Source organism: Agromyces sp. NPDC055661 (assembly GCF_053618135.1).
In genome coordinates this window covers 665,933-682,106 of sequence record NZ_JBSHHC010000002.1, presented here as the reverse complement: position 1 = coordinate 682,106, position 16,174 = coordinate 665,933, and the positions used below count along the sequence as shown (strand labels likewise).

Below are 16,174 nucleotides of genomic sequence, written 5' to 3'. Positions count from 1 at the left end.
GTCACCCCATCCGGCGGGCGACCGGATCGGCGCGGGGGTTATCCCCCGCTGCCTACCGGAGGGTCGAGTGGGTGATGCGGCCGCCGACGAGCGTGGCGGCCACGGGCATGGTGCGCAGTTCGTCGACGGATGCCGCGTACGGGTCGCGCTCAAGCACCGCGAGGTCGGCGCGCAGTCCGACCTGCACGTCGGGGCCGGCGCCGCCCGTCGAAGCGGCGAGCGCGGCGCGCACGTCGATCGCCTGCTCGGGATGCCAGGGCGCCCGTCCGTCCCGGGCGCGGCCCACCGCGGCGGCGATCGCCACCCACGGGTCGAGCGGCGCCACGGGGGCGTCCGAGCCGAGCGCGAGCTCGACGCCGGCGGCCTGGAGCTCGGCGAGCATGAAGGCCCGATCCGTGCGACCCGCCCAGTACTTGTCGGCGACGTCGCGGTCGTCCATGGCGTGCTCGGGCTGCACGCTCGCGACGATGCCGAGCCCGGCGAACCGGGCGACGTCCTCGTGGCGCAGCAGCTGGGCGTGCTCGACGGAACCGCGGCAGCCGACCTCCTCGAACGCGTCGAGCACGCGGGCGTTCGCGCGGTCGCCGATGGCGTGGATGGCGGGGGTCAGGCCGCCCTCGTGCGCGCGGCGCATGAGCGGCACCAGCTCGTCGTAGGCGATCGTGGCGAGTCCGTACGGATGCTCGTGCCCGTCGAGGCCCGGGTACGGGTCGAAGCACCACGCGGTGCGGGTGTTGAGCGAGCCGTCGGTGATGGCCTTCGCGCCGCCGACCGTCACGAGCCCGCCGGTGCCCTCGACGACCTCGCCGGTGCGCAGGTCCTCGGCGATCGCGCGGTCGAGGTGCTGCGGGTAGATCCCGAACGCGACGCGCAGCGGCCAGTCGCCGCCCGTCGCCGCACGGCGGGCCCAGTCGTCGCGGTTCCAGCGCATCTCGTAGTCGACTACCCCGACGACCCCGCGGGCGGCAGCGCGAACGGCCGCGGCGGCGACCCACCCGTCGAGCACGTCGTCGGCGACGTCGTCGAGTTCGCGCACGAGGCGGAAGCAGGCGTCCTCGCGGAGGATCCCGTCGCCGGGAGCGTCCACGCCGTGACGGCGGGCCGCGGCCGAGTTCACCCAGCAGGCGTGCAGGTCGGCGGCGACGAGCACGACCGGGACGTCGCCCGAGACCGGGTCGAGGAGGGCCAGGCTCGCGGCATCCGGCCACAGCCCGTCGCGATAGCCGAACCCGATCACCTCGGGCTCGCCCGAATCGACCGCAGCGCGAACGAGCGCGGCGGTCTGCGCAGCAGAGGCAGCGTCGGCGAGGTCGAGCCGTCGGGAGACCATGGCCCATTGCGAGAGGTGCACGTGCCGGTCGTGCAGGCCGGGGACGATCCAGCGGCCGTCGACGTCCACGCGCTCGGCGTCGGATCCGCGGACGGTCGACGCGCCGTGCGGCACGACCTCCGCGACGACGCCGTCGGCGATGACCACGTCGACGGCGTCGGGCGCACCGGGGTTGCGGGCACCCTCGAGGAGCAGCGCGCTCACGCGCGAGCCGCCCGCAGGGCCTCGTGCGTGCGGCGCATCTCCGCGGCGAGCGCGGGGCTGGCGTACGGACCGTCGCCCTCGAGCTCGCCGATGATACGGTCGACCGTCTCGTCGGGCCGGTTCTGGCTCATCTTGTTCTTCGCGACGAACCGCGTGATCGGGATGCGCAGGCCCACCGTGCCCGTGGCGATGCGATCGGCGTAGGCGGAGTTCTCGGGCGTCCCGCGCATGCGGCGCGGTTCGGGCAGGGCGTCCTCGAAGTGGTCGACGAGCGCCTCGAGCACGCGCAGGTTCTCGTCGGCGTCGAGCAGCTCGGGCGTGCCGTAGAGGTGCGCGGTCACGAAGTTCCACGTCGGGACGGCCGGGTTCGCGTCGTACCAACCCGGCGAGATGTAGCCGTGCGGGCCCTGCACGATGACCATGACCTCGTGCCGGCCGAGCTCGTGCACGACCTCGTCGGGGCGGCCGACGTGGGTGAGCAGGACGATGCCGTCTGCGGTCTCGTCGAGCAGCACCGGGTAGTGGCTGGCGACGAGGCCCGCTGCATCCGTGGAGCTCACGATCGTCATCCAGGGGTGCTCGCGGACCAGCCGCTTGACGCCCTCCGCGCTCGCGAGGGTGAAGCTGGGGTTCTGTCGCATGGTGCTCCGGGGGTCTCGATACGCCTGCTTCGCAGGCTACTCGACCAGCGGAGGGGTCAGGCCTGGCAGTAGGGGCACCAGTAGAGCTTGCGGGCGCCCATCTCCTCGAGCACGATGTTCGTGCCGCACACCCGGCACGGCAGCCCCTCGCGCTTGTACACCCAGTGCCGGTCGTCGCGGTTGGCCATCGCCGCGCGGTACTCGTCGGGATCGAGGTCGTCCATGGTCATCATCTGGCCGGTCTCCACGCCGATGCGCAGGAGCCTCGCCCAGTCGGTCCACAGGTGGCGCACGTGCTCCTCGGGCACGTCCCTGCCGGGCGTGTGCGGGTTCTGCTTCGCACGGAACAGGAGCTCGGCGCGGTACACGTTGCCGATGCCGGCGACGACGTCCTGGTCCATGAGCAGGAGGCCGATCGGCACCCCCTTGCGGCGGACCGTGCGGGTGAACCGCTCCTCGGCCGCTGGGCCGTCGTCGATGAGCGGATCGGGTCCGAGCTTCGACACGATGCGCTCGACCTGCGCCGGGTCGAGCACCTCGCATCTGGTGGGACCACGCAGGTCGGCGACGATCGTCTCCGTGAGCAGGCGGACGCGGACCTGGCCGACGGGCTCGGGCGGGAACGTCTCGAACCCGTTCGCCTCCTTCTCGGACTCGGACATGCGCAGGCGCGTGCGGCGCGGCGCCCCGATGGAGGTGAGCGAGTTCTCGCCGGCCGAGTCGAGGATCGCCGGGTCGGGGTTCGCCGCGTCTGGGTTCGGGCCCTCGAGGAACGTGCCGCGCTGGTTCGTCTGGCCCATGCGGCCGTTCGCCGAGGCGATCGTGGGATCCAGCAGGATGTCGCCGGCGAAGTCCCACGCGCCGTACAGGCCGAGGTGCACGCGGAGCCAGCGGTCGCCCTCGAACCCGAGGAACATCTGCTTGCCCACGGCGCGCGCGTCCGTCATCCGTCGCCCGTCGAGCTCGGCCGCACCCAGCGCGAACCGGCCCTGCGGGCTGGAGGCGTGCACGACGTGCCCGACGAAGTTCCGGTCGAACTGCCGGGCGATCCGGTGGATCGAGTGGCCCTCGGGCACCTGCGCTGCTTCCTAGGCCTCGTCGGCGTCCGACGGCTCGTGGTCGACGCCCTTGCCGACGATGTCGCCCGTGGTCTCGTACTCGGCGAGCTGGGCGATGCGGCGCACGTGGCGTTCGTCGCCCGAGAACGGCTCGGCGATGAACGCGTCGATGTAGCGGATGGCCTCCTCGACGGTGTGCTGGCGCGCACCGATCGAGATGACGTTGGCGTCGTTGTGCTGGCGGGCGAGGATCGCGGTGTCCATGCTCCACACGAGCGCCGCGCGGATGCCCGCCACCTTGTTCGCGGCGATCTGCTCGCCGTTGCCCGATCCGCCGAACACGACGCCGAGCGTGCGCACCCCGGCGGCCTGGTCGCGCGCGACCGCCTGTGCCGCGTTGATGCAGAAGGCCGGGTAGTCGTCGAGCGGGTCGTACTCGGTGGGGCCGTGATCGACGACGTCGTGACCGCCGTTGGTCAGGTGGTCGACGAGCGTGCGGCTGAACTCGAGGCCGGCGTGGTCGGTCGCGATGTGGATGCGCATGCGCCCAAGTCTAGGGATTCGGCACCCATCGGACGGCACGCCCGTGGGGCTGGGCCCAGGCCAGCTGCACGCCGTCGAGCGCCAGCACGAGATCCGAGCTCTCGTTGGGCACGTCCTCCCGGACGCGGATGCCGGGCGTGACGCTGCGCGCCTCCACCGAGAGCCAGTGCCCGGGCAGCCGGCGGACGTGTTCGGCGAAGCGAGCGCGACCGGCCTCGTCGAGGTACATGAGCACCGCGGTGTGGAATACGACGAGGGTCGCCCCGTCGGGCACCTGTGCGGCGACGGCGTCGAGCTCGGCGTCGAGGTCGCCGGCGACGATGCGGGGCGGGTCGGCCGCGGCGATGGCGGCGGCGGACCGCAGGCGAGCCCGCCGGTCGTCGTGCTCGGGCCAGATGAGGGCGTCGAGCCATGCGACGTCGTCGGGATGCCGCACGTCGAGCGGGTTCAGGTCGATGCCGCCGCGCCACACGACCTCCGGGAGGCGGTCGGGCACCGGCACCTCGCCTTCGGTGACGCAGTCGAGCACGACCGAGCTGGGTCCGTCCACCGGGTCGAGCCGCGGATGCCCCGAGTACCGGTAGCTGTAGCGATCGGGGTAGAGGCACAGCCCGGCCGAGGTGCCCACCTCGAGCAGCGCGAGCGGGCCGGCGATCCCGGCGAGCGCGGGGACGTGCAGCGCGCAGCGCGCCGCCTCGTTCGTCTGCGTCGCGTGCGAGAGCGCCGTCGCGCGCACCTCGATCCAGTGGTCGTGCAGCCAGTCGCGGAACAGGTGGTACGGGCCCGCCGGCGCGCCCTGGAACCGCGACGCCGAGAACACGAGGTTCGGCTGGCGCTTCGGCGCCGGCAGCTCGTCGATGAGCGCCACCGTCGCGGGGTCGTCGGCGATCCCGAGCGCCCACGCCTCGTACGTGGCCGACATCCCCCGAGCCTCGACCTCGCCGAAGACCCGGTATCGCTCGGCCGTCGGGGCCGCGGCATCCGTGGACTTCATGCCGCCACCGTAAGACGGCCGACCCACCCGGTCAACGTGCGCGCGGTCCGCCTGCCGCCTTCTGGGGGCGGCGCGACGTCGACCGTCGGCAGTAGGCTCGCGCGCAGCCGGGTCGGCCGGAACGGAGGTCGGATGCTGGTCGTCATCGTGAGCGTCGCGCTGCTCGACCTCGCCGTGGTGCTCTGCGTGGTGTGGGGCCGCGAGCGGCTCGTCGAGCCCGCACTGCCCGCGCCTGCGTCGGATGCCGCGCGCTCGGCCTCGGCGCCGACGGCGCCCCGCCTGCGACGCCACCTCGACGGGCTCCGGCTCTACGCCTGGTGGGTGTCGATGTTCCTCGTGGCGGCCACGGCCTCCACCCTCCTCGTCACGGGGGCGGGCGGGCGGCTCGCCATGCGCCTGCTGGCGCTCACCTCGCCCGAGGCGACCGGGCGCCTCACGGAGGCCGCGGCGACCGTGGGCGAGATCACGTTCGAGGGCACGCTGGGGTTCCTCGTCTTCGGCGCCCTGCCGTTCGCGTTCGCATCGACCGCGCTCTACCTGCTCGTCGCGCCGTGGCTGCCGCGCGGGCGCCTCGCGGGTCCGACGTTCGGACTCGCCGTGTTCGTGATCGTGTCGCCGTTCATCGACCCGCTCCGCTCCGACAACGTGGACTTCGACATCGTCGGTCCGGGCTGGCTGTCGGTGCTCGTGTTCGCCGCGCTCGCCGTCGTGCAGGGCGCGTTCCTCGCGGCGTTCACCGGGCGGCTCAGCCGGAGCCTGCCGCTCATGACGCGGACGAACTGGGCCGAGACCGTCCTGCCGCTGCTCATCGGCGTCGTACTCTGGCCGCTCGGCGCGATCCTCGCGGTCGGCGCGCTGGTGACCTTCTCGCTCCCCCGGCTGCTGCCGTGGTTCCTCGGGGTGCGCGGCTCGAGGGGCGGCGTCATCGTCGGTCGAGTGCTGCTGGTGCTCGGCGTCATCGCGGCGCTGCCCGCCTTCGCGGCATCCGTCGTCTCGATCTGGGGGCGCTGACCCGGTCGCCCGCCGCGTCGAGCGGACCTGGGCACGCGCTGGGGAGCTCCCCGGACGCGGGGCTAGGCTGGGACACGTTGCCTGCGGTCACGAGCCGCGAAGACTGCGAAGGAGCGCACGTGCCCGGAGAGAACCTCACCCGCATCGAAGCCGAGGAGCGCGCCGCGCTCGTCACGGTCCACGAGTACGACGTCGTGCTCGACGTGACCACCGGCCCCGACGTGTTCCGATCGACGACCACGGTGCGGTTCGCCGCGCGCGCCGGTGCGTCGACGTTCATCGACGCGATCACCGCGGCCGTGCACTCGGTGACCCTCAACGGCGTGGCCCTCGACCCGGCCGAGGTCAGCGACGGCGTCCGGATCCAGCTGTCCGACCTCGCCGACGAGAACGAGCTCGTCGTCGTGGCCGACGGCCGCTACATGCACACGGGCGAGGGCCTGCACCGCTTCGTCGACCCGGTCGACGGCGAGGCGTACCTCTACACCCAGTTCGAGGTGCCCGACTCGCGCCGCATGTTCGCGGTGTTCGAGCAGCCCGACCTGAAGGCCGCGTTCCGCTTCACGGTGACCGCGCCGGCGCACTGGGAGGTCGTGTCGAACTCCCCCACGCCCGAGCCGGTGGACGCGGTTTCGACAGGCTCAACCGGCGAACGAGCGAAGACCTGGGCGTTCGAGCCGACCCCGCGCATCTCGAGCTACATCACCGCGCTCATCGCCGGCCCCTACGCGGTCGTGCGCGACGAGCTCACCTCGGCCGACGGCCGCGTCATCCCGCTCGGCGTGTTCAGCCGCAAGAGCCTCTCGCAGTACCTCGACGCCGACTACATCTTCGAGAAGACGAAGCAGGGCTTCGAGTACTTCGAGGCGAAGTTCGACGTGCCCTACCCCTTCGCGAAGTACGACCAGCTCTTCGTGCCCGAGTACAACGCGGGCGCCATGGAGAACGCGGGTGCGGTGACGTTCACCGAGTTCTACGTGTTCCGGTCGAAGGTGACGGATGCCGTGCGCGAGCGTCGCGTCGTCACGATCCTGCACGAGCTCGCGCACATGTGGTTCGGCGACCTCGTGACCATGGAGTGGTGGAACGACCTCTGGCTCAACGAGTCGTTCGCGGAGTGGGCGTCGACCATCGCCACCGCCGAGGCCACCGAATGGACCGAGGCGTGGACGACCTTCAACTCGATGGAGAAGAACTGGGCCTACCGCCAGGACCAGCTCCCGTCGACGCACCCGGTCGTGGCGACGATCAACGACCTCGAGGACGTGCAGGTCAACTTCGACGGCATCACCTACGCCAAGGGCGGCTCGGTGCTGAAGCAGCTCGTCGCCTGGGTCGGCGTCGAGGCGTTCTTCGCCGGCGTCTCGGCCTACTTCAAGAAGCACGGCTGGGGGAACACGACCCTCGCCGACCTCCTCGCCGAGCTCGAGGTCTCGAGCGGCCGCGACCTCTCCGACTGGTCGGGCCTCTGGCTCGAGACGGCGGGCGTCAACACGCTGCGTCCCGAGATCCAGACGGATGACGCGGGCGTGATCTCCGCGTTCTCCGTGCTGCAGTCGGCGCCCGCCGACCACCCGACCATCCGCCCGCACCGGCTCGCGATCGGGTTCTACGACCTGCGCGACGGCAAGCTCGTGCGCGACCACCGCGTTGAGCTCGACGTCGACGGCGAGCGCACCGAGATCGCCGAGCTCGTCGGCCTCGCGCGCCCCGATCTCGTGCTCCTCAACGACGACGACCTCGCCTACGCCAAGATCCGCCTCGACGAGGCGTCGCACGGCGTCGCCCTCGCGAACCTCTCCGAGATCGAGGACCCGCTGGCGCGCGCCCTGGTGTGGAGCTCGGTGTGGGATGCCACCCGCGATGCCGAGACCCGGGCGAGCGACTACCTCGCGCTCGTGCTCGGCAACATCGCGAGCGAGACCGAGTCGACGACCCTGCGCATCGTGCTCGCGAACTCGATCCTGGCGGCGAGCGCCTACACGGCGCCCGAGCGTCGCGCCGACGCGCGCCGCGCCCTCGCCGACGGGTTCTGGCGCCTCGCGCAGGAGGCCGAGCCCGGGAGCGACGCGCAGTTCCAGTTCGTGATGAACTTCGCCGCGATCGCCGAGTCGGGGTCGCAGGTCGACCAGCTCGTCGCGCTCTACGACGGCTCGCTCGCGCTGGAGGGCCTCGAGATCGACACCGACCTCGGCTGGGAGCTGCTCATCGCGCTCGTCGCGTCGGGCCGCGCCGGCGACGCCGAGATCGACGAGCGCCTCGCGTCCGACAACACGGCGACCGGCCAGCAGTCGGCGGCGCACGCCCGCGCCGCGATCCAGACGCCCGAGGGCAAGGAGCGCGCCTGGGCGTCGCTCATCGACGTCGACACGGCGACGAACACCGTCGTGCGCGAGACGGCCGAGGGCTTCCTCCGCGCGAACGACCCGGCCCTGCTCGAGGCGTTCGTGGAGCGGTACTTCGCGATGCTCGAGGACGTCTGGGCGAAGCGCAGCTACGCGATCGCCGAGAAGCTCGTCGACGGCCTCTACCCGTCGCCGCTCGCGAACCGCGCCCTCGCCGACGCGAGCCGCACCTGGCTCGACACGCACCCCGACGTCCCCGCACTGCGCCGCCTCGTGGTGGAGCGGCTCGCCGGGATCGACCGGGCGCTCGCCGCGCAGGAGCGCGACGCGCAGGACGCGTAGTCGCGGCATCCGCCGGCATCGCAGCACCCGACACCGCAGCACGAACCGACCCGAACACGCACGATCGCACGACGGAGGCACGCATGCCACGGCCCGACCTGACCCGAGACGAAGCCGAGGCCCGTGCCTCCGTCGTCGCCGCGCCCGCCTACGAGGTCGACCTCGACCTCACCGGCGACGGCGACGCGTTCCGCTCGACCACCGTCGTGCGCTTCCGCGCCGAGCCGGGCGCCGAGACGTTCATCGAGTCGACGACCCGTGAGGTGCACGAGCTCGTGCTCAACGGGCGGGTGCTCGACCCGTCCGAGGTGAGCGATGGGTTCCGTATCCGGCTCGACGACCTCGCAGCCGAGAACGAGCTGCGGGTCGTCTCGACGCGCGAGTACACGAACACGGGCGAGGGCCTGCACCGCTTCGTCGACCCGGTCGACGACGCCGTGTACCTCTACACGGAGTTCGCGGTCGCCGAGGCGAACCGGGTCTACGCGGTGTTCGACCAGCCCGACCTGAAGGCGTCGGTGCGATTCACGATCACCGCGCCCGCCGGCTGGCAGGTGCTGAGCAACGCCCCGACGCCGGTCCCGACAGTGCTCGCTGAGCCCATCGAAGCGAGCGCGCCCGCGGTACTCCCTTCGACGGACTCAGGGAGCGGCAGTGCGACGGGCTCAGGGAGCGGCAGTTCGACGGGCTCAGGGAGCGGCAGTGCGACCTGGGCGTTCGAGACCGGACCGGTGATCTCGAGCTACATCGTCGCGATCGTCGCGGGGCCGTACGCGGCCTGGCGCGGGTCGGCCCGCAGCGTCGACGGGCGCGACGTGCCCCTCGGGCTCTTCGCGCGCGCCTCGCTCGCGCAGTACGCGGAGCCCGACGTCATGTTCGAGACGGTGCAGGCGGGGCTGGCCTTCTACGAGGCGGCCTTCGGCGTGCCCTACCCCTACGGCAAGTACGACCAGATCTTCGTGCCCGAGTACAACTGGGGCGCGATGGAGAACGTCGGCGCGGTCACCTTCAACGAGGGCTACCTGTTCCGCTCACGCGTCTCGGACGCGCGGCGCGAGCAGCGCACGATCGTCGTGCTGCACGAGCTCAGCCACATGTGGTTCGGCAACTCGGTGACCATGCGGTGGTGGAACGACCTCTGGCTGAACGAGTCGTTCGCCACGTGGGCGTCGACCCTCGCCACCTCGCAGGTCACCGAGTTCACCGGCGTGTGGGCCACCTTCGCGAGCGACGAGAAGACGCACGCCGCCGAGCAGGACCAGCTCCCCTCGACGCACCCGATCGTCGCCGAGATCCGCGACCTCGCCGACGTCGAGGTGAACTTCGACGCGATCACGTACGACAAGGGCGCCTCGGTCCTGAAGCAGCTCGTCGCGTGGGTCGGACTCGACGCGTTCCAGCGCGGCGTCGGCGCGTACCTGCGCGCCAACGCGGGCGGCAACGCCACGCTGCGCGACCTGCTCGACGAGCTCGAGCGGGCGAGCGGCCGCGAACTCACCCGGTGGTCGCAGCTCTGGCTCGAGACCGCGGGCGTGAACACGCTGCGTGCGGTGGTCGAGACGGATGCCGCGGACCTGATCACCTCCGCCCGCGTCGAGCAGACCGCCGCCGACGACCACCCCACCCTCCGCCCGCACCGGGTGGCCCTCGGCTGCTACTCCAGCGACGTGCACGGACGCCTCGTGCGCACCGACCGCGTGGAGCTCGACGTCGACGGACCGTCGACCGACGTGCCCGAGCTCGTCGGCCTGGCGCGTCCCGACCTGCTGCTCGTGAACGACGACGACCTCACCTACGCGAAGGTGCGCCTCGACGCGACCTCGTTCGACACGGCCGTGCGCCGGCTGTCGGAGCTCGCCGATCCGGTGGCGCGGGCCGTCGTGCTCGGCTCGGCCTGGGACGCGGTGCGCGACGCCGAGCTGCCCGCGAACGACTACGTGCGGCTCGTGCTCGCCGCGATCGGCCACGAGACGCAATCGGCCGCGCGCGGGCTCGCGCTGGCGAGACTCGAGGTCGCCCTCAGCCGCTACCTCGCCGACGACCACCGCGAGCAGCTCGCGTCCGAGACGGGCGATGCGATCTGGGCGCTCGGCGAGCTCGCCGGACCCGGCTCCGACGCGCAGCTCCAGCTCGTGAAGGCGTTCACGCGCATCGCCTCGACGCAGGCGCACGCCGACGTGCTCGGGAGCCTCCTCGACGGCTCGATCCGGCTCGACGGGCTCGAGGTCGACCTCGACCTGCGCTGGGAGCTCGTGATCGCCCGCGCGACGCTGGGCGCGGCATCCGACGAGGAGATCGACGCCGCCCTCGCGCACGACGACACCTCGAAGGGTCGCCAGCTCGCCGAGACCGCACGGGCTGCCCGCCCCGACCCGGTCGGGAAGGACATCGCCTGGCACCGCGTCGCGACCGACACGAGCCTCTCGAACGACCTCGCCCGCGCGATCGCCGAGGGCTGGCGCCGCACGACGCAGCCCGAGCTGCTCGCGCCCACGGCCACCGACTACTTCGCGATGCTGCAGCGGGTCTGGGCGGAGCGGAGTTTCACGATGGCCTCGCTCGTCGTGTCGCGGCTCTTCCCTGCGCCGCTCGTCGACGAGGAGCTCGCCGAGATGACCAGGGCATGGCTCGCGGCGAACGCCGAGCCCGCGCCGCTGCACCGGCTCGTGTCCGAGCAGCTCGACGAGCTCGACCGGGCGCTCGCCGCGCGCGCCCGCGACGCGGTCGCGCTCTCGGGCGCCGTCCAGTAGCCCCTCGATAGACTCGCTCAGATGTTCCTGGCAGAAGAACCGACCGTCCCGCCGCTCGACGAGACGCCGCTGAGCGGGGACTTCTGGTCGAGCCTGGCGGCGTACTGGGCCGAGAACTGGGACCTCATCGTCGGCAAGCTGGTGTCGATCGCGGTCATCATCGCCATCGCGTTCCTCATCCGGTGGATCCTGCACTTCGTGATCGACCGCGTCGTGAACCGCATCGTCACGGGCGTGAAGAAGAAGCAGGACGTCACCGACACGCAGGCCCTGCAGGCGTCGCCGCTCGCCGCGGTGCGGGTCGTGCAGCGCACCCGCACCCTCGGCACCGTGTTGCGCAACATCGTCAACGTGACGCTCTTCATCATCGTGACGCTCATGATCGTGAACGTCATCGACCAGTCGATCCTCGGCTCGTTCGCGTTGCTCGGCGCCGCGATCGGCGCCGGCCTCGGCTTCGGGGCCCAGAACATCGTGAAGGACGTGCTGAACGGCCTGTTCATGGTCGTCGAGGATCAGGTCGGCGTCGGCGACGTCGTCGACCTCGGCCCTGCGACCGGCATCGTCGAGGACGTGCAGATCCGCATCACGAAGGTGCGCGACGTGAACGGCACGCTCTGGTTCGTCCGCAACGGCGAGATCCTGCGGGTCGGCAACATGTCGCAGGGCTGGGCCCGCGTCATCCTCGACCTCGCGGTGCCGTACGAGGCCGACGTCGAGGCCGTCGAGTCCGAGATGCTGCGCACCGCCGTCGAGATGTCGCAGTCGGGCAAGTGGCGCTCGCGCATCCTCGAGAAGCCCGAGATCTGGGGCCTCGAGTCGATCTCCGACGACGCGATGGTCATCCGCATCGTCATGAAGGTGCGCACGTCGTCGAAGGACGACGTCGCCCGCGAGCTGCGCACCCGCCTCAAGCACTCGCTCGACGCGATGGACGTGCGCCTGCCGAGCCTCTCCAGCGTCGTGCTGTCGGGCTTCGACGGCGCGACCCGCGTCAAGGGCGCGAAGCCGCCGAAGACGGCGCCGAGCGCCGTCGTGGGCGACGGCGTCGGCTCCGGAGTCGGGACCAAGGTGAAGACCCCCAGGGCGCCGCGCGCGCCGAAGCCGCCGACCACGCCGAACCCACCGAGCAGCGGAGACCTGCCGTGACCGACCAGACCACGCCCGCGGCATCCGGGCCCGTGCAACCGGCGAACGTGCCGCTGCGCGGGAGCGAGCACGGCGCCGCCCTCGGGCCGTCGTTCTACGAGACCGTCGGCGGACGCGCGACGTTCGAGCAGCTCGTGCACGAGTTCTACCGCGGCGTCGCCGACGACCCCGTGCTGCGCCCGATGTACCCCGAGGAGGACCTCGGGCCCGCGGCCGAGCGCCTCACCATGTTCCTCGAGCAGTACTGGGGGGGCCCCGGCACCTACAGCGAGCAGCGGGGTCACCCCCGGCTGCGGATGCGGCATCTGCCGTTCAAGGTCAATCCCGACGCCCGCGACCGCTGGCTCGCCCACATGCGGGCCGCGGTCGACTCCCTCGACCTGCCGCCGCTCGCCGAGGAGACGCTGTGGGACTACCTGCAGCGTGCGGCCTTCGCGATGGTCAACACGTTCGAGGACTGACAAGGCGCGACCGCATTCCGCCGTGCGGGCAGTAGCATCGCCACGGCGGCACCCTCACCGCCGACCCGCCCTCGCGGCATCCGCTGCACCGCCCCGCGGCGCTGCCGGACCGCTCGCGGCACTGCCGCCGCACCACCGAGACGAAGGAGTCCCACGTGGCCGCCACCCCCGCATCCCGCCCCGAGCCCGACGCGATCATCATCGGCGCGGGCCTGTCCGGCCTCGTCGCGGCCGCCGAGCTCGTCGACGCCGGCAAGCGCGTCGTGATCGTCGAGCAGGAGCCCGAGGCGAGCCTCGGCGGGCAGGCGCACTGGTCGTTCGGCGGGCTGTTCCTCGTCGACTCCCCCGAGCAGCGCCGCATGGGCGTGAAGGACTCGCTCGAGCTCGCCCGTCAGGACTGGTCGGGCACCGCGGGTTTCGACCGCGACACCGACGAGTGGGGACGGAAGTGGGCCGAGGCGTATCTCGAGTTCGCCGCCGGCGAGAAGCGCTCGTGGCTGCACGAGAAGGGCGTCCGGTTCTTCCCCGTCGTCGGCTGGGCCGAGCGCGGCGGCTACAACGCCATCGGGCACGGCAACTCGGTGCCGCGATTCCACATCACGTGGGGCACGGGCCCCGGCGTGCTCGCGCCGTTCATCGCGCGCGTGCAGGCGGGCGCCGCAGCGGGCCTCGTCGAGCTGCACCACCGGCACCGCGTCGACGAGCTCATCGTCGAGCAGGGCGCGGTCGTCGGCGTGCGCGGCGCCGTACTCGCACCGGATGCCGCGGGGCGCGGCGAGCCGAGCAACCGAGACGTGGTCGGCGACTTCGAGTTCCGCGCGCCCGCGGTGGTCGTCGCCTCCGGCGGCATCGGCGGCAACCACGACCTCGTGCGGGAGTACTGGCCCGAGCGCATGGGCGCCGCGCCCGAGGAACTGCTCTCGGGCGTGCCCGCCCACGTCGACGGGCGCATGCTGCCCATCGCCGAGCAGGCCGGCGCCCGGCTCGTGAACCGCGACCGCATGTGGCACTACACCGAGGGCATCACGAACTGGGACCCGGTCTGGCCCTCCCACGGGATCCGAATCCTGCCCGGCCCGTCGTCGCTCTGGTTCGACGCGGAGGGCCGACGGCTCCCCGTGCCGCTCTTCCCCGGCTTCGACACGCTCGGCACGCTCGAGCACATCGTCTCCACCGGCTACGCGCACTCCTGGTTCGTGCTCACGCAGAAGATCATCGAGAAGGAGTTCGCCCTCTCGGGCAGCGAGCAGAATCCCGACCTCACCGGCAAGGACCTGAAGCTCCTCGCCGAGCGGATCGGCTCCGGCGCTCCGGGGCCCGTCGAGGCGTTCAAGCGGCACGGCGTCGACTTCGTGGTGGCCGACACGCTGCCTGAACTGTTCGAGGGCATGCGCGCCCTCTCCCCAGAGGTGTCCATCGACACCGAGAACATCGAGCGCGAGATCGTCGCTCGCGACCGCGAGCTCGACAACGAGTTCTCGAAGGACCTGCAGCTCACGGCGGTCCGCGGCGCACGGAAGTACCGCGGCGACAAGCTCATCCGCGTCGCGACGCCGCACCGCATTCTCGACCCGAAGGCGGGCCCGCTCATCGCGGTGAAGCTGCACCTGCTCACGCGCAAGAGCCTCGGCGGCATCCAGACCGACCTCGACTCGCGCGCGCTCGCGCCCGACGGGTCGGTGCTGCCGGGACTGTACGCCGTGGGCGAGGCCGCCGGCTTCGGCGGCGGCGGCGTGCACGGCTACCGGGCGCTCGAGGGCACGTTCCTGGGCGGATGCCTCTTCACCGGCCGTGCGGCCGGTCGGTCGATCGCCGCAACCGCGGGGTGAGGAGGCGCGAAGCGCCGTCTCGAAATCCGCACGCGCGGCGACCGGGTCTCGAGACCGCTGCGCGGTCTCCTCGACCCTCGCAGCGTCTACGCCTTCAGCGTCCAGGGCTTGCGGCGCACGAGCACGTGGCCCCGTCGCGTGGTGAGCCGCGTCCACGGACCCGTCTCGAACAGGCGCACCGGGTCGTCGCCGAGGAACCCGAGGCTGAACGCCGCGAACGCGGCGCCCGTCGGCACGTACTCGAGCCCGTCGACCCCTCGTCCCCAGACCTCGGAGCGCACGCGCTGCACGAGCTGCTCGCCCGTGCCTGCGGGGATGGCGGCGGCGACCTCGTCGATGCCGCCACGTGCGGCGGACTCGAGCGTCGCGGCATCCGCCTCGCCGAGCGCGCGCCAGCCGCCCCGCGGCGGCGAGATGCCCGCCCACGTGACGGTGTTGACCTCGGGCGGCCGCGACATCGTGACCGGCCGCGACTCCTGGTCGTCGGCGAGCTGGTCGCGCAGGCGGACGATGCGCTCGACGAGCGAGCGCATCGGCACGACGGCGTCGAAGTCCTCGGTGTCGCGCAGCTCGAACGTGCGCAGGCCGAGCACGGTCGGGCTCTCGTCGAGGATGCCCCGGGGGTAGAGGATCGCCGTGTAGACCGCGAGGATGCCGTTGCCCGCGATCAACCGGACGGAGCCGTCCTCGACGCGCCCGGCGCGCTGCAGGTACGTGTGCAGGTCGCCGAGCGCGAGGCTGTCTGCGAGCGTCAGTTGCTGGACCATCTGCTCCTAAACTACCAAGGAGCGCCGCCGCCCCCGGCGGGCCGCGCTTCCACCGGGTCGCGGCCCAGCCCCACCGACACGGAGGAACGATGAACGGTCCCATCGACGGCCTGCTGAGCACGCTGCACCTCACCGACACGGGTGCGCGCACGCATGAGGACATCTTCACGGGTCCGTCGCAGTGGATGCCGCTCGGGCGGGTCTTCGGCGGGCAGGTGCTCGCGCAGTCGATCGTGGCGGCGATGCACACCGTGCCCGCCGACCGGCAGATCCACTCGATGCACGGCTACTTCCTGCGCCCCGGCGACGTGCAGCACCCGATCACGTTCTCCGTCGACCGCATCCACGACGGCCGCTCGTTCTCGACCCGGCGCACGCAGGCGTTCCAGCACGGCGAGCCGATCCTGTCGCTCATCGCGTCGTTCCAGACCCACGACGAGGGCGTCGAGCACCAGATGGAGATGCCCGACGACCTGCCCGACCCCGAGTCGCTGCCGTCGACCGCCGACGTGCTCGGCCACCTCGACCACGACGTCGCGCGGTACTGGTCGAGCGAGCGGGCGTTCGACGTGCGGCACATCCCGTCTCCCGTGTACCTCCGCGTCGACGGCGAGCGCGTGCCGCGCCAGGCGGTGTGGATGAAGGCGTTCGGCCGTCTGCCCGACGATCCGAAGATCCACCGGGCGGGGGGGGGGGGGGGGGGCCGCGGCAACCACACCCAACGCGGGGGGGGGGGCCGACCCCCCCCCC

The 16,174-nt window shown here is 72.2% G+C and carries 13 protein-coding genes; 7 read left to right on the top strand and 6 right to left on the bottom strand.

The features are described 5' to 3' along the window. Window positions 1-52 precede the first annotated feature (52 nt). The 5 genes from ACWGO8_RS16740 to ACWGO8_RS16720 are packed head-to-tail and all read right to left on the bottom strand — an operon-like array spanning window position 53 to window position 4,770. Window positions 53-1,534 (bottom strand): amidohydrolase, encoded by a 1,482-nt coding sequence (locus tag ACWGO8_RS16740; protein WP_452044127.1) that lies wholly within the window; start codon window positions 1,532-1,534, stop codon window positions 53-55. Beyond that, window positions 1,531-2,175, bottom strand: coding sequence for an FMN-binding negative transcriptional regulator (locus ACWGO8_RS16735; RefSeq protein ID WP_452044126.1), 645 nt, complete (start codon window positions 2,173-2,175; stop codon window positions 1,531-1,533). Before ACWGO8_RS16735 ends, ACWGO8_RS16740 begins: the two co-directional genes overlap by 4 nt. Before the next feature lie 56 nt (window positions 2,176-2,231). After that, on the bottom strand, window positions 2,232-3,251 hold the full coding sequence (locus tag ACWGO8_RS16730; protein ID WP_452044125.1) for an Fpg/Nei family DNA glycosylase: 1,020 nt from the start codon (window positions 3,249-3,251) through the stop codon (window positions 2,232-2,234). A gap of 12 nt (window positions 3,252-3,263) precedes the next feature. Further along, window positions 3,264-3,776: a ribose-5-phosphate isomerase gene (locus tag ACWGO8_RS16725; protein ID WP_452044124.1), complete on the bottom strand. Its 513-nt coding sequence runs from the start codon at window positions 3,774-3,776 to the stop codon at window positions 3,264-3,266. A 10-nt stretch (window positions 3,777-3,786) separates the two neighbouring features. Continuing rightward, window positions 3,787-4,770, bottom strand: a complete 984-nt coding sequence (locus ACWGO8_RS16720) for a DUF2332 domain-containing protein (protein ID WP_452044123.1) — start codon at window positions 4,768-4,770, stop codon at window positions 3,787-3,789. Window positions 4,771-4,902: 132 nt separating this feature from the next. Between ACWGO8_RS16720 and ACWGO8_RS16715 the strand changes: the two genes are divergently transcribed. The 6 genes from ACWGO8_RS16715 to ACWGO8_RS16690 all read left to right on the top strand — a co-directional run bounded on the left by ACWGO8_RS16715 (window position 4,903) and on the right by ACWGO8_RS16690 (window position 14,657). Beyond that, window positions 4,903-5,781, top strand: coding sequence for a hypothetical protein (locus ACWGO8_RS16715; RefSeq protein WP_452044122.1), 879 nt, complete (start codon window positions 4,903-4,905; stop codon window positions 5,779-5,781). Between the two features lie 119 nt (window positions 5,782-5,900). Beyond that, window positions 5,901-8,468: an aminopeptidase N gene (pepN, locus tag ACWGO8_RS16710; RefSeq protein WP_452044121.1), complete on the top strand. Its 2,568-nt coding sequence runs from the start codon at window positions 5,901-5,903 to the stop codon at window positions 8,466-8,468. 83 nt (window positions 8,469-8,551) lie between these two features. After that, entirely contained in the window at window positions 8,552-11,218 is a 2,667-nt protein-coding gene (gene pepN, locus ACWGO8_RS16705; protein WP_452044120.1) for an aminopeptidase N, read from the top strand. A gap of 21 nt (window positions 11,219-11,239) precedes the next feature. After that, window positions 11,240-12,367 carry a mechanosensitive ion channel family protein gene (locus tag ACWGO8_RS16700; protein ID WP_452044119.1) on the top strand — a complete coding sequence of 376 codons (1,128 nt, stop codon included), beginning with the start codon at window positions 11,240-11,242 and terminating at the stop codon, window positions 12,365-12,367. Between the two features lie 53 nt (window positions 12,368-12,420). After that, window positions 12,421-12,828 (top strand): globin, encoded by a 408-nt coding sequence (locus tag ACWGO8_RS16695; RefSeq protein ID WP_452044579.1) that lies wholly within the window; start codon window positions 12,421-12,423, stop codon window positions 12,826-12,828. A 155-nt stretch (window positions 12,829-12,983) separates the two neighbouring features. Then, on the top strand, window positions 12,984-14,657 hold the full coding sequence (locus ACWGO8_RS16690; RefSeq protein ID WP_452044118.1) for an FAD-binding dehydrogenase: 1,674 nt from the start codon (window positions 12,984-12,986) through the stop codon (window positions 14,655-14,657). 86 nt (window positions 14,658-14,743) lie between these two features. Here ACWGO8_RS16690 and ACWGO8_RS16685 read toward each other — a convergent pair whose 3' ends face one another. Beyond that, window positions 14,744-15,424, bottom strand: a complete 681-nt coding sequence (locus ACWGO8_RS16685; RefSeq protein WP_376954969.1) for a hypothetical protein — start codon at window positions 15,422-15,424, stop codon at window positions 14,744-14,746. Between the two features lie 89 nt (window positions 15,425-15,513). Here ACWGO8_RS16685 and ACWGO8_RS16680 point away from each other — a divergent pair. Further along, a partial coding sequence (locus ACWGO8_RS16680) for an acyl-CoA thioesterase (protein WP_452044117.1) occupies window positions 15,514-16,174 on the top strand: 661 nt, incomplete at its 3' end.

Coding starts and splice junctions, on each gene's coding strand:
- ACWGO8_RS16735 (WP_452044126.1), bottom strand. CDS start 2,175: ATGCGACAGAACCCCAGCTTCACCCTCGCGAGCGCGGAGGGCGTCAAG.
- ACWGO8_RS16725 (WP_452044124.1), bottom strand. CDS start 3,776: ATGCGCATCCACATCGCGACCGACCACGCCGGCCTCGAGTTCAGCCGC.
- ACWGO8_RS16720 (WP_452044123.1), bottom strand. CDS start 4,770: ATGAAGTCCACGGATGCCGCGGCCCCGACGGCCGAGCGATACCGGGTC.
- ACWGO8_RS16715 (WP_452044122.1), top strand. CDS start 4,903: ATGCTGGTCGTCATCGTGAGCGTCGCGCTGCTCGACCTCGCCGTGGTG.
- pepN (WP_452044120.1), top strand. CDS start 8,552: ATGCCACGGCCCGACCTGACCCGAGACGAAGCCGAGGCCCGTGCCTCC.
- ACWGO8_RS16700 (WP_452044119.1), top strand. CDS start 11,240: ATGTTCCTGGCAGAAGAACCGACCGTCCCGCCGCTCGACGAGACGCCG.
- ACWGO8_RS16685 (WP_376954969.1), bottom strand. CDS start 15,424: ATGGTCCAGCAACTGACGCTCGCAGACAGCCTCGCGCTCGGCGACCTG.